Source organism: Streptomyces shenzhenensis (assembly GCF_003688995.1).
GTDB classification, from domain to species: domain Bacteria; phylum Actinomycetota; class Actinomycetes; order Streptomycetales; family Streptomycetaceae; genus Streptomyces; species Streptomyces shenzhenensis_A.
Window position 1 is genome coordinate 113852 of sequence record NZ_PENI01000010.1, and the last position, 14009, is coordinate 127860.

A 14009-nucleotide genomic window follows, 5' to 3' on the forward strand; every position below is an offset into this window, starting at 1 on the left:
GGGTGGAGCCGACCCCGAGAAGGGCTCCTCCCGGCGGTGGACGGCCCCTAGGGGTATCTCCGTACTGAGGCCCGGGGAGGGTTCGTCCCGGCGGAGGACGAGAGCCGCCGCCGTCGTCCTTAACCTGGCTTTATGCCGCTGGGGGGCGGCGCTCCGCACAGCAGGGGTGGGGTTTTCCCCAGGAGAAGACGGGGCTGTGCACCAGCGCGCGGCACCTTCGCCGGCCACAAGACTCATCGACGTACCGCTTCGCGCTGCTCGAGCGCACACCGACATAGGAGACTTACCGTGACATCGGCTGTGACCACTCCCAGGCACGGGGGTACTGGAGGGCGTACGGTCGTTGCCGCGCGGGCGCGGCAGGTCGTCAAGGCGTACGGCTCCGGGGAGACCCGGGTCGTCGCCCTCGACCACGTCGACGTGGACATCGCCCGCGGCCAGTTCACCGCGATCATGGGCCCCTCGGGGTCCGGCAAGTCCACCCTGATGCACTGCCTCGCCGGCCTCGACACGGTCACCGGCGGGCAGATCTACCTGGACGAGACCGAGATCACCGGCCTGAAGGACAAGAAGCTCACCCAACTGCGCCGGGACCGGATCGGGTTCATCTTCCAGGCGTTCAACCTGCTGCCGACGCTGAATGCGATCGAGAACATCACCCTGCCCATGGACATCGCCGGGCGGAAGCCGGACAAGGCGTGGCTGGACCGGGTCGTGGAGACCGTCGGCCTGGCCGGGCGGCTCAAGCACCGGCCCGCCCAGCTCTCCGGCGGTCAGCAGCAACGGGTCGCCGTGGCCCGCGCGCTGGCGGCCCGCCCCGAGATCATCTTCGGTGACGAGCCGACCGGAAACCTCGACTCCCGGGCGGGCGCCGAGATCCTGGGCTTCCTGCGCCGGTCGGTCGACGACCTCGGCCAGACCATCGTGATGGTCACCCACGACCCGGTGGCCGCCTCGTACGCGGACCGGGCGCTCTACCTCGCCGACGGCCGCATCGTCGACGAGATGCACCAGCCGACCGCCGAGCAGGTCCTCGACCGGATGAAGGACTTCGACGCCCGGGGGCGCACGTCATGACCGTCCTGAAGACCTCGCTGCGCAACTTCCTCGCGCACAAGGGGCGCATGGCGCTGTCGGCGATCGCCGTCCTGCTGTCGGTCGCGTTCGTGTGCGGCACGCTCGTGTTCACCGACACCATGAACACCACCTTCGACAAGCTGTTCTCGGTGACCGCGTCCGACGTCACCGTCTCGCCCGCGGACGCCAAGAGCGAGGAGACCCCGCAGAACGGCGTGCCGCTGTCCCTGCCCGCCGCCACGCTGGACCGGGTCAAGACCGTGGGCGGCGTCAAGTCGGCAGAGGGCGCGGTCAGTTCGATGAGCGTGACCGTGGTGGACAGCGCCGACGAGAACATGGGCTCGACCACCGGCGCGCCCACCATCGCGGGCAACTGGAGCGACAGCGACCTGCGTTCGATGGAGATCACCTCCGGGCACGCCCCGCGCGGGCCGACCGAGATGATGGTCGACGCGGACACCGCCGACAAGCACCACCTGAAGCTCGGCGACGAACTGCGCACCATCGCGCAGACCGGTGACGTCACGGCCCGGATCGTCGGCATCGCCACCTTCAAGGTGACCAACCCCGGCGCCGCCGTCGTCTACTTCGACACCCCGACCGCCCAGCGCCAACTGCTCGGTGCCACCGGCCGGTACACCCAGATCAACGTCACCGCCGCGGCCGGCGTCTCCGACGCACAGCTCAAGCGGAACGTCGCCCGGGCGCTCGGCGGACCGTACAAGTTCCAGACGGCCGAGGAGAACGCCGACGAGAACCGCAAGGACGTCGGCGCCTTCATGGACGTCATCAAGTACGCCATGCTCGGCTTCGCCGGGATCGCGTTCCTGGTGGGCATCTTCCTGATCATCAACACCTTCTCCATGCTGGTCGCCCAGCGCACCCGCGAGATCGGCCTCATGCGGGCCATCGGCTCCTCCCGCGGGCAGGTCAACCGGTCGGTGCTGGTCGAGGCGCTGCTGCTCGGCTTCGTCGGCTCGGTCCTCGGGGTCGGCGCCGGCGTCGGCATCGCGGTCGGCCTGATGAAGCTCATGGGCGCGGCGGGCATGGAACTGTCGACCCGGGACCTGACCGTCAAGGCCACCACCCCGGCGGTGGGCCTGGTGCTCGGCGTGGTCGTCACCGTGCTGGCCGCCTATCTGCCGGCCCGGCGCGCCGGCAAGGTCTCCCCGATGGCCGCGCTGCGCGACGCCGGCACCCCCGCCGACGGCCGGGCCGGCCTGGTGCGCGCACTGATCGGCCTGGTGCTCACCGGCGCCGGCGCCGCCGCCCTGTACGCGGCGGCCACCGCCGACAAGGCGACCGACGGCTCGCTCCTCCTCGGCCTTGGCATCGTCCTGACCCTGATCGGCTTCGTCGTCATCGGCCCGCTGCTGGCCGGCGGCGTGGTCCGGGTGATCAGCGCGGTGCTGCTGCGGGCGTTCGGACCGGTCGGCCGGATGGCCGAGCGCAACGCCCTGCGCAACCCGCGGCGCACCGGGGCCACCGGCGCCGCCCTGATGATCGGCCTCGCGCTGGTCGCCTGCCTGTCGGTGGTCGGCTCCTCCATGGTCGCCTCCGCCACCAGCGAACTGGACAAGTCGGTCGGCGCGGACTTCATCGTGGAGGGCAACCAGCCGATCGTCCCGCAGGCGGAACAGGCCATGGAGCAGACGCCGGGCCTGGCCCACGTCACCCGCTACAAGATCCTCGACGCCACCCTCACCTCGCCCGACGGCAAGGCCGACGACTCGGGCATCATGGCCGCGGACCCGACGTACGCCGACGATCTGCGCCGCCCGACCACCGAGGGCACCCTGAAGGACGCCTACGGCACCGACGCCATGTCGGTGGGCTCCGACTACGCCGAGAAGCACGGCGTGCACGTCGGCGACACCCTCACCGTCGCCTTCAAGGGCGGCCGGACGGCCCGGCTGAAGGTGGCCGCGATCACCGACGACTCCTCCGCGATCGACCAGGGCGCGCGCTACACGAGCATCGCCACCATGGAGAAGTACCTCCCCAAGAGCCAGGTCCCGCCGAACGTGATCATGTTCGCGAAGGCGGAGGACGGCCGGCAGAAGCAGGCGTACGCGGCCCTGAAGAGCGCGCTGAAGAAGTACCCGACCTACCAGGTGAGGGACCAGACCGACTACAAGCAGGAACTGAAGGACCAGGTCGGCCAGCTCCTCAACATGGTCTACGGCCTGCTCGCCCTGGCGATCATCGTGGCGGTCCTGGGCGTGGTGAACACCCTGGCGCTCTCGGTGGTCGAGCGGACGCGGGAGATCGGCCTGATGCGGGCCATCGGCCTCTCCCGCCGCCAGCTGCGCCGCATGATCCGCATGGAGTCCGTGGTCATCGCCCTCTTCGGCGCCCTCCTCGGCCTCGGCCTCGGCCTGGGCTGGGGCACCACCGCCCAGAAGCTGCTCGCCCTGGAGGGCCTGGGCGTCCTGGAGATCCCCTGGCCGACGATCATCGGCGTCTTCATCGGCTCGGCCTTCGTGGGCCTGTTCGCCGCGCTGATCCCGGCGTTCCGGGCGGGCCGCATGAACGTACTGAACGCCATCGCCACGGAGTAGTGACCTGGAAGCCACCGCAGACGGGGGTTGCGGGGGAAGGGCCCGGGCCCGGGGAGCGAGCCACTCCCCGGCCCCGGGCCCCTGGTCACCGCTCGCGCGGAAGCGATCAAGGCTGCGGCCGACGGCAGCCGTAGGCACGTCGCCCTGGGCCGTGAGACCGAGGACCCGGCCCGGCGAGCGAGCGGCTCCTCGGCCCGGGGCCCCGGGTTGTGCCGCGCCCCGGCCGGGCGTGCCCCTCGATAGGGCGCCGCCCGCACGGAAGCGATCAAGGCTGCGGCCGGCGGTGACGGTACGTAAGTCGACCTGGTCGGTCCCCCGGCGGCTCACCCTTCCGCGACCGTCGGCCTGGCCCGGCGAGTGGGCGGCTCCTCGGCCCAGGGCCCCGGGTTGTGCCGCGCCGCGTCCGGGCGTGCCCTTCGATAGGGCGCCGCTCGCGCGGAAGCGATCAAGGCTGCGGCCGGCGGCAGCCGTAGGCACGTCGACCTGGTCGGCCCTCCGGCGGCCCGTCCCTTTCGGGACCGCCGCCTGGCCCGGGGGAGCAAGCAGCTCCTCGGCCCGGGGCCCTGGTTGTGCCGTGGTGCGGCTGGGCACGCCCCTTGACAGGATGCCGCCCGCGCGGAGCGATCAAGGCGGCAGTGGATGGCAACCGTACGTGCGTCGACCTGGTCGGCCTCCCGGCGGCCGGTCCTTTCGCGATCGCTGGCCTGGCCCGGCGAGCGGGCGGCTCCTCGGCCCCGGGCCCCGGGTCTTGCCGCGCCCCGGCCGGGCGCGCCCCTTGATAGGGCGCCGTACGTACGTCGCCCTGGGCCGTGAGGCCGGGGACCTGGCCGTCGGAGGGGGCGTGGAGGCCCCTGCCGGGAGGCACTCCCGTGCGAGCGGCTCGGCTTGCGCGGCGTTTGTGACTGTGGGGAGTCGATCCCTCTCCCGGATGAACGCGCGGCGGGCGTCGTAGGCTGGACACCCCCGGCCCGCCCAGCGTGTCGGGTGATGCGCGTTGCCCACCCCAGGACGGAAACCCCCTCCATGAGCTTGCACGGTCTGCTCGACGCCGTCGTCAAGGACGCCGCCCTCGCGGAAGCGATCAAGGCGGCAGCCGACGGCAGCCGTACGCACGTCGATCTGGTCGGCCCCCCGGCGGCCCGCCCCTTCGCGATCGCCGCCCTGGCCCGGGAGACCGGCCGGCCCGTGCTCGCCGTGACGGCGACGGGCCGCGAGGCCGAGGACCTGGCCGCCGCCCTCCGCTCGCTGCTGCCGGCGGAGGGCGTCGCGGAGTACCCCTCCTGGGAGACCCTCCCGCACGAGCGGCTCAGCCCGCGCAGCGACACCGTGGGCCGCCGCCTCGCCGTGCTGCGCCGCCTCGCCCACCCGAGCCCCGACGACCCCGAGACCGGCCCGGTCTCCGTCGTCGTCGCCCCCGTGCGCTCCGTGCTCCAGCCACAGGTCAAGGGACTTGGCGACCTCGAACCGGTGGCCCTGAGGACCGGCCAGAACGCCGACCTGAACGCGATCGTGGACGCCCTCGGCGCCGCCGCGTACGCGCGCGTGGAACTGGTCGAGAAGCGCGGCGAGTTCGCCGTGCGCGGCGGCATCCTCGATGTGTTCCCGCCCACCGAGGAACACCCCCTGCGCGTCGAGTTCTGGGGCGACGACGTCGAGGAGATCCGCTACTTCAAGGTCGCCGACCAGCGCTCCCTCGAAGTCGCCGAGCACGGCCTGTGGGCACCGCCCTGCCGCGAGCTGCTGCTCACCGACGACGTCCGTACGCGCGCGCGTACCCTCGCCGAGGAACACCCCGAGCTGGGCGAACTGCTCGGGAAGATCGCCGAGGGCATCGCGGTCGAGGGCATGGAGTCCCTGGCCCCCGTCCTGGTCGACGACATGGAGCTGCTGCTCGACGTCCTGCCCGCGCGCGCCATGGCCGTCGTCTGCGACCCGGAGCGGGTACGCACGCGTGCCGCCGACCTCGTCGCCACCTCGCAGGAGTTCCTTCAGGCGTCCTGGGCGGCCACCGCAGGCGGCGGCGAGGCCCCCATCGACGTCGGCGCGGCCTCCCTGTGGTCCATCGCGGACATCCGGGACCGGGCCCGCGAGCTGGGCATGATGTGGTGGTCGGTGTCCCCGTTCGCCGCGGACGAGTCGCTGGCATCGGCCGCTGACGCGGCAGGGGACGGGGACACCCTCAAGCTGCGCATGCACGCGCCGGAGACCTACCGCGGCGACACCGCCAAGGCGCTCGCCGACACCAAGGGCTGGCTCGCCGACGGCTGGCGCACGGTCTTCGTCACCGAGGGCCACGGACCGGCCGCCCGCACGGTCGAGGTGCTCGGCAACGAGGGCGTCGCGGCCCGTCTGGAGGTCGACCTCGGGGAGATCGCGCCGTCCGTCGTGCATGTGGCCTGCGGCTCGATCGACTACGGCTTCGTCGACCCGGCGCTGCGGCTCGCCGTGCTCACCGAGACCGACCTGTCCGGGCAGAAGGCGGCCGGCAAGGACGGCGCCCGCATGCCCGCCCGGCGCCGCAAGAGCATCGACCCGCTGACCCTGGAGGCGGGCGACTACATCGTGCACGAGCAGCACGGCGTCGGCCGCTACATCGAGATGGTGCAGCGCACCGTGCAGGGCGCCACCCGCGAGTACCTCGTCGTCGAGTACGCCCCCGCCAAGCGCGGCCAGCCCGGTGACCGCCTCTACATCCCCACCGACCAGCTGGAGCAGATCACCAAGTACGTCGGCGGCGAGGCACCCACCCTGCACCGCCTGGGCGGCGCGGACTGGACGAAGACCAAGGCGCGCGCGAAGAAGGCCGTCAAGGAGATCGCCGCCGACCTGATCAAGCTGTACAGCGCGCGGATGGCCGCCCCCGGGCACGCCTTCGCCGTGGACACCCCCTGGCAGCGCGAACTGGAGGACGCCTTCCCGTACGCCGAGACCCCCGACCAGCTGACCACGATCTCCGAGGTCAAGGAGGACATGGAGAAGTCGGTCCCGATGGACCGCCTGATCTGTGGCGACGTCGGCTACGGCAAGACGGAGATCGCGGTGCGGGCCGCCTTCAAGGCGGTGCAGGACGGCAAGCAGGTCGCGGTGCTCGTGCCGACCACGCTGCTGGTGCAGCAGCACTTCGGGACGTTCGGCGACCGCTATGCGCAGTTCCCGGTGAACGTGCGCGCCCTGTCCCGCTTCCAGACCGACACCGAGGCCAAGGCGGTTCTGGAGGGCCTGCGGGACGGCTCGGTGGACGTCGTCATCGGCACCCACCGCCTGTTCTCCGCGGAGACGAAGTTCAAGGATCTCGGCCTGGTCATCGTCGACGAGGAGCAGCGTTTCGGCGTCGAGCACAAGGAGCAGCTGAAGAAGCTGCGCGCCAACGTCGACGTCCTGACGATGTCCGCGACCCCGATCCCGAGGACCCTGGAGATGGCGGTCACCGGCATCCGCGAGATGTCCACGATCACCACCCCGCCGGAGGAGCGCCACCCGGTGCTGACCTTCGTCGGGCCGTACGAGGAGAAGCAGATCGGCGCCGCGATCCGCCGCGAACTGCTCCGCGAGGGCCAGGTCTTCTACATCCACAACCGGGTCGAGTCGATCGACCGGGCCGCCGCCCGGCTGCGGGAGATCGTCCCCGAGGCCCGTATCGCCACCGCGCACGGCCAGATGTCGGAGTCGACGCTGGAGCAGGTCGTCGTCGACTTCTGGGAGAAGAAGTCCGACGTGCTGGTGTCGACGACGATCGTCGAGTCCGGCATCGACATCTCCAACGCCAACACGCTGATCGTGGAGCGCGGCGACAACTTCGGCCTGTCCCAGCTGCACCAGCTGCGCGGTCGCGTGGGCCGGGGGAGGGAGCGGGGGTACGCGTACTTCCTCTATCCCCCGGAGAAGCCGCTGACCGAGACGGCGCACGAGCGGCTCGCGACCATCGCCCAGCACACCGAGATGGGTGCCGGCATGTACGTCGCGATGAAGGACCTGGAGATCCGCGGCGCCGGCAATCTGCTCGGCGGCGAGCAGTCCGGCCATATCGCGGGCGTCGGCTTCGACCTGTACGTGCGGATGGTCGGGGAAGCCGTCGCCGACTACCGGCGGCAGCTGGAGACCGGTGCGATCGAGGAGGAGCCGCCGCTGGAGGTCAAGATCGAGCTGCCGGTCGACGCGCACGTCCCGCACGACTACGCGCCCGGCGAGCGGCTGCGCCTCCAGGCGTACCGCGCGATCGCCTCCGCCAACTCGGAGGAGGACATCAGGTCCGTACGCGAGGAACTCGTCGACCGCTACGGCAAGCTGCCAGAACCGGTGGAGAACCTGCTGCTGGTGGCCGCTCTCAGGATGCTCGCGCGCGCGTGCGGGGTCGGTGAGATCGTCCTGCAGGGCAACAACATCCGTTTCGCGCCGGTGGAGTTGCGCGAGTCGCAGGAGCTGCGGGTCAAGCGGCTGTACCCGGGGACCGTCCTCAAGCCGGCCCTCCACCAGGTCCTGGTGCCCCGCCCGAAGCCGGCGAAGGTGGGCGGCAAGCCGCTGGTCGGCCGCGAACTCCTCGCCTGGGTCGGCGAGTTCCTGACCACCATCCTGGGCTCGTAGCGGTTCGCGGCGGCTCGTACCGGCGTCGCCGCCGGGACCCACGGGGTCGTCCGGGCCGAGGCTGGGCAGCGGTGTCGGGAAGGCGTGGGTGAGGTGCGGGGTGGCGGCGCGCGTCGGTGCCCCGGTTCCGAGCAGGGCGTCCAGGCCGCTCCCTTCAGTCCTGCGTCGCGGAGCTGGAGGCGGCTCTGGACGGCGCGGACGGCGACCATGCGGCAGCGTGAGGCCGCCGTCCACGCCTCCTACCGCCGGGATCCACGGGGTCGTCCGGGCCGAGGCTGGGCAGCGGTGTCGGGAAGGCGTGGGTGAGGTGTGGGGCGGCGGTGCGCGTCGGTGCCCCGGTTCCGCGCGGGCATCCGTGCGTCGGTGGCGCGCACGCCTGGCGTGGTGTGTTCGGGGTCGTCGGCGTTCGGCAGCTCGGGCCGGGACATCGCCTGCCCGCGGTCGGCTCTACTGCCCGGCGCCTCCGGGACGCCGTCCTGTCCTCCGGTCCGCCGCGCTCGCGGGCCGTGCCGGGGGTCGGCGGGATGTGAGCCGACCCACAAGTCGCCGTCGTGCCACGGTGATACGCCGCGCTTGCCTCCAACGCCCCTTTGGGCCCTCTCCGGTGACCGCCGGCCGGCCGCTACCGTGTAGCCAGCAACGATCTGCTCCGACGCGGGGCGGAGCAGAGGAATTCAGGGGGGCGCACTGTGAGGCGTCTGAGGGGCGTGGCCGTCGCCGCTGCCGTCGTGATGTTCGCCGTGGCCGGCTGCACGGACCTGGAGACGGGCGGATCCGCCGGGCCCGAGCCGACAGCGGGCGGGGGCGCGGCCCTGGCCGCCGCGGAGTCACTGACCGTCAAGGGCCGTGCGCCGAAGACGGGTTATGCCCGCGACCGGTTCGGCACGGCCTGGGCCGACACCGACTCCAACTCCTGCAACACCCGCGACGACATCCTCCAACGCGACCTGAAGGAGGTGAAGTTCACCGACGGCGACTGCAAGGTCTCCGCCGGCCTGCTGGAATCCGATCCGTACTCCGGCAAGGACATCGCCTACCGGCGCGGGCGCAGCCAGGTCGACATCGACCACATCGTCGCGCTCTCGGACGCCTGGCAGAAGGGCGCCAAGTACTGGGACGCCAGCAAGCGGATAGCCCTGGCCAACGACCCCCTCAACCTGCTCGCCGTCGACGCGAGCACCAACCGCGGCAAGGGCGACGGCGACACGGCGACCTGGCTGCCGCCCAACACGTCCTACCGGTGCGCCTACGTCGCCGCCCAGGTCGCCGTGAAGAAGAAGTACGGGCTGTGGGTCACCGCCTCGGAGCAGGCCGCGATGAAGAAGGTCCTCACCACCTGCCCGAACCAGAAGCTGCCCTCCGGCGGCAACCCGACCAAGGCCCCAGAACGCTTCCACGCGCGCTGAGCCTCAGCTGCGCACCGGCGGAGACGGAGGGCACGTGCGTGTGCCCGCCGCGCCGCGGCCGTGCCGTCCGGCGTGTCGGGCGCGGGGGTGAGACGGGTCGGCAACGGTTCGGTACATCCCTGCACGGTTCCTTGGACTGGCTGTCCCCGGTGGGTCATATGCTCGAAGCGACAACCGCCCGACCGGCGTCACCCGCGCAGCGGACCGCGTCGGCCGGGCACGTACGCCCACTTCAGGCAACACAGGAGCAGCCATGCAAGGCCACGGCTACGCACAGCCGGTGAAGCAGCCGCCGCATACCGTGGGGCTGGTCATCCTGCGCGTGCTGTTCGTGGGGCTCACCTTCATCACGGTGGGCTTTCTGGCCTGGGCGATGATGCTGCGCCTAGCCGTCGTGACCCGCAAGCCGCTGGACCGGGGCCTGTTCGTGACGGTGCTGGCGGCCAATGTGCTCAGCCTGGTGCTGCTGGCCAGTGAGCCCGGTGACGAGATCCACACCCCCGGTGGCTATGTGGGCGCCCTCGTGGTCCTCTTCATGCTCGTGGCCTCGCCCGCGTACTACCTGGTCGCGGACATACGCCACTTCCAGCAGCTCAAGGAGGCCCACAGCGGGCAGCCGACACCGGTGTACGGCTTCGGGCAGCCGCCGTTCACGGCGACGACCGTACCGACCGGGGTCCAGCCGGCGATGCCGCACACCCCCGTACCGCACGCGCCCGGCCCGCACACCCCCGTACCGCATGCTCCCGCCGCCCATCCGCCCGTGCCGCAGCCGCCGATACCCGCGCCGCCCGGGCGTCCGGCGCCCGCCCGTATCGACCAGGTGCGCGCCGAGCTCGACGAGCTCAGCGACTATCTGCGCAGACACGACGGCCGGCCCGCGGACGGCAACGGCGGCGACCACGAGGGCGGCAGGTGAGCGTGGCGACGGGACGCGTCGTCGCCGGACGCTACGAACTGTCCACGCTGATCGGGCAGGGCGGCATGGGCCAGGTCTGGGCGGGGTACGACCAGCGCCTCGACCGGCGCGTCGCGGTCAAGCTGCTGCGCCCCGACAAGGTGGCCGGACAGGACGCCGACGAACTGCGCCGCCGGTTCGTACGCGAGTGCCGGGTGACCGCCCAGGTCGACCACCCCGGCCTGGTGACCGTGCACGACGCGGGCAGCGCCGGCGAGGAGCTGTTCCTCGTCATGCAGTACGTGGACGGCGTCGACCTCTCCGGCCACCTCGCCGAGCACGACCCGTACCCGTGGCCGTGGGCGGTCGCGGTGGCCGCACAGCTGTGCGCCGTGCTGAGCGCCGTGCACGCGGTGCCGATCGTCCACCGGGATCTGAAGCCGCGCAACGTGATGGTGAAGCAGGACGGCACGGTCACCGTCCTCGACCTCGGTGTCGCCTCCGTGATGGACACGGACACCACCCGGCTGACCCACACGGGCTCGCCGATCGGCTCGCCCGCGTACATGGCGCCCGAGCAGGCGATGGGCGGTGCGGTCGGCCCGTACACCGACCTGTACGCGCTCGGTGTGCTGCTGCACGAACTGCTCAGCGGCGACGTGCCGTTCGCGGGTTCCACGGCGCTCGGCGTGCTGCACCGGCACCTGTACGAGCCGCCGCTGCCCGTGCGCCGGATCCGCTCCGAGGTGCCGGAGTCCCTGGAGCGGCTGGTGCTGCGCCTGCTCGCCAAGGATCCGCAGCACCGTCCCGCGTCCGCGCAGGAGGTCTACGAGCACCTCGCGCCGCTGCTGCCCGGGCGCGGCACGCCGACCGGACAGCCGCTCGATCCCACCCGCCCCTTCCTGCGCCCGCACGCCCCCTGGCCGGACCGCGCGCGCACGCCCGTGCCCGGGCCCGCCCCGGTGCCCGCCGTTTCCGGCAAGCCCGAGGTCGCCGTCGCCGTCGACGAGGTCAAGCGGCTGCTCGGCGAGGGCCGCATCACCCAGGCCGTCGACATCCTCGGCGCGATCCTGCCGACCGCGGCCGAGCAGCACGGCGAGCACTCCCCGGTCGTGCGCACGTTGCGCAAGCAGTACGCGGCCACGCTGATGGACGACGGCCAGTACCGGCGCGCGCTGCCCGAACTGCGCCGCCTGGCCGACGAACGCGCCGTCGAGGCCGGCCAGTCCGATCCGCAGTCCCTGCGTTTCCGCTACGAGGTGGCCCAGTGCCTGGAGCAGCTCGGCGAACCGGCGGCGGCGCTCGCCGAGTACCGCGCGCTGCTGCCGTACTACGAGAACCAGTACGTGTCCGGCGACCCGCGGCTTGCCCACGACGTCCGCCGCCGCATCGGCCATCTGCTGCTCGCGCTCGGCGACCGGCCCGCCGCCCACGACACGCTCGCGCGGCTGCTGATCGACGTCGAGCGGCTGCACGGTCCCGGCGACCCGCTGGCCGCGGAGGTCAGGCGGAGCCTGCAGTGGCTGGGGCAGATGCGCGGCTAGGTTTTGCCGTCTCCGGTGGGAATCTTGTGATCTTCCAGGGGCGGAGTTTTCCGAAGGCGGGGCCGGAGCCGGATAGGTTGCGGTTCGTTTTTGCCAGACAGTGCGCGTGCCGTCGCGGGCACCGAGCGATCAGGGGTGGGGTCTTCATGTCCAGCCATCGGCAGTCGAAGAAGCGCAGATATGTCACGTGGGCGGTGGCGGGCGCCGTCGTCGCGGCCGGCGCGGGCTTCGCCGCGCAGTCCTCCATGGCCGCCACCGCCTGGCCCGCGCAGAAGACGTACACCGGCCGTGCCTTCGACACCTGCGCCGCGCCGTCGCTGGCCGCGATGAAGGCCTGGCACACCGGGTTCTACGGGGCCGCCGCCGTCTACGTGGGCGGCAAGAACCGCGGCTGCAACCAGCCCAACCTGACCGCCTCCTGGGTCAAGTCGGTCAGCGCCGTCGGCTGGAAGCTCATCCCGCTCTACGTCGGTGCCCAGCCGCCCTGCCAGACCGGCTCAAGCCCGGAGAAGCTCACCGCCGCCACCGCCGCCTCCCTCGGCGCGCACGACGCCGCCGACGCCGTGGCCAAGGCCTCCGCGCTCGGCATGAAGGCGGGCAGCCCGATCTACCTGGACATGGAGGCGTACGACGTCACGAACAAGGCGTGCGACGACGCCGTGCTGACGTACGTGCGCTCCTTCACGAAGACGCTGCGGGGCAAGACGTACCGCGCCGGCATCTACGGCTTCAGCAGTTCCAGCGCGAAGGCGATCGCCACCGCGGCCGACAGGACGGACCTGCCGGGCAACCTCTGGTACGCGCTGTGGGACAAGAAGAACACCACGACCGCGGACTGGCCGTGGGGCGCGACGCAGTACACGGACCACAGCCGGGGTCACCAGTACATGGTGAACAGCAAGGAGACGCGGAACGGCTACACGATCACCGTGGACCGGGACGCCTGGGACGCGCCGGTGGCCCTCGTCGGCTGACGCCACCGCGCGGGGGCGGGGCGCCCGCGGAGGGGTCGCGCGGCTCCATGGAGACGCGCCGGTGCCCGAAGCGCGGCTGAATCGTTGGTCCGTACGGGTTGGCCAGAGCCTGCCCACTGCCTACCATCGATCATCGCAAGACTTTGTGCACCGTCGCACAATCTCCTCGGGAGGCTTCCTTGCACCGCCGCCGTCGCACCGCGCTCGTCCTGTCCGCCGCGATCGCCGCCGCGGCACCCCTGCTCACCGCCTGTGGAAGCGACGCGCACCCGGGCGCGGCGGCCGTCGTGGGCGGCCAGCGGATCACGGTCGCCCAGCTGGAGGGCCGGGTGAACGAGGTGCGCCGGGCGCAGCAGGCCGCGGTGCCGGACGAGAGCCAGTACCAGCAGGTCCTCGCCTCCACCAGCAGCCTCACCCGGGACACCCTGCACAACATGGTCCTCGACCGGGTGCTGCACCGGGCCGCGCGGGACGAGGGTGTCACCGTGAGCCGCAAGGAGCTCCAGCTGATGCGCACCAGCCTGGAGCAGCAGGCGGGTGGCGCGAAGGCGCTGGAGACGGCGTGGCTCCAGCGGTACGGGGTCGCGCCGCAGCGGCTCGACGACAACCTCCAGGTCCAGCTGGAGGCCCAGAAACTCGCCCAGAAGCTCGGCACCGACACCTCGACGCCCGCGTTCTGGAAGGTCCTGTCCACCGCCTCGACGGAGCTCCGCGTCGACCTCAACCCGCGCTACGGCTCCTGGGACGTGGAGAAGAGCGGCCGCGTCGACGCGAAGACGCCGTGGGTGCGGGAGGTCACGGCGAGCGGCACCCAGCAGCAGACGACCTGACGCGCGGGTCACGGGCCGGCCGCCGGTGACGGCTGGGGCGGGATCCGCCGACGCCCGGACGGGATCCGTCGATGTCCCGGGCGGGATCCTCCGATGGGTCCAGGCGGGATCGGCCGGACGGGATCTGTCGATGTCCCG

The 14009-nt window shown here is 72.0% G+C and carries 8 protein-coding genes; all 8 read left to right on the top strand.

What is annotated here, in order from left to right; all coding sequences use genetic code 11:
• Nucleotides 1–288: 288 nt before the first annotated feature.
• On the top strand, nt 289–1077 hold the full coding sequence (locus tag CTZ28_RS17945) for an ABC transporter ATP-binding protein (protein WP_121890436.1): 789 nt from the start codon (nt 289–291) through the stop codon (nt 1075–1077).
• Nucleotides 1074–3638, top strand: coding sequence for an ABC transporter permease (locus tag CTZ28_RS17950; protein ID WP_121890437.1), 2565 nt, complete (start codon nt 1074–1076; stop codon nt 3636–3638). The genes CTZ28_RS17945 and CTZ28_RS17950 overlap by 4 nt, the downstream gene beginning before the upstream one ends.
• Nucleotides 3639–4661: 1023 nt before the next feature.
• Entirely contained in the window at nt 4662–8219 is a 3558-nt protein-coding gene (mfd, locus tag CTZ28_RS17955) for a transcription-repair coupling factor (RefSeq protein WP_121890438.1), read from the top strand.
• Nucleotides 8220–8950: 731 nt separating this feature from the next.
• A complete protein-coding gene (locus CTZ28_RS17960) occupies nt 8951–9625 on the top strand; it encodes an HNH endonuclease family protein (RefSeq protein WP_398656215.1) in 675 nt (224 codons plus the stop codon).
• Nucleotides 9626–9878: 253 nt separating this feature from the next.
• Nucleotides 9879–10544, top strand: a complete 666-nt coding sequence (locus tag CTZ28_RS17965; RefSeq protein ID WP_121890440.1) for a hypothetical protein — start codon at nt 9879–9881, stop codon at nt 10542–10544.
• Between the two features lie 38 nt (nt 10545–10582).
• Nucleotides 10583–12067 carry a protein kinase domain-containing protein gene (locus CTZ28_RS17970; RefSeq protein ID WP_310887614.1) on the top strand — a complete coding sequence of 495 codons (1485 nt, stop codon included), beginning with the start codon at nt 10583–10585 and terminating at the stop codon, nt 12065–12067.
• Nucleotides 12068–12213: 146 nt separating this feature from the next.
• Nucleotides 12214–13041 carry a glycoside hydrolase domain-containing protein gene (locus tag CTZ28_RS17975; protein ID WP_121890442.1) on the top strand — a complete coding sequence of 276 codons (828 nt, stop codon included), beginning with the start codon at nt 12214–12216 and terminating at the stop codon, nt 13039–13041.
• Nucleotides 13042–13220: 179 nt separating this feature from the next.
• A complete protein-coding gene (locus CTZ28_RS17980) occupies nt 13221–13871 on the top strand; it encodes a SurA N-terminal domain-containing protein (RefSeq protein WP_121890443.1) in 651 nt (216 codons plus the stop codon).
• Nucleotides 13872–14009: the final 138 nt, after the last annotated feature.

Coding starts and splice junctions, on each gene's coding strand:
- mfd (WP_121890438.1), top strand. CDS start 4,662: ATGAGCTTGCACGGTCTGCTCGACGCCGTCGTCAAGGACGCCGCCCTC.
- CTZ28_RS17960 (WP_398656215.1), top strand. CDS start 8,951: ATGTTCGCCGTGGCCGGCTGCACGGACCTGGAGACGGGCGGATCCGCC.
- CTZ28_RS17950 (WP_121890437.1), top strand. CDS start 1,074: ATGACCGTCCTGAAGACCTCGCTGCGCAACTTCCTCGCGCACAAGGGG.
- CTZ28_RS17975 (WP_121890442.1), top strand. CDS start 12,214: ATGTCCAGCCATCGGCAGTCGAAGAAGCGCAGATATGTCACGTGGGCG.
- CTZ28_RS17965 (WP_121890440.1), top strand. CDS start 9,879: ATGCAAGGCCACGGCTACGCACAGCCGGTGAAGCAGCCGCCGCATACC.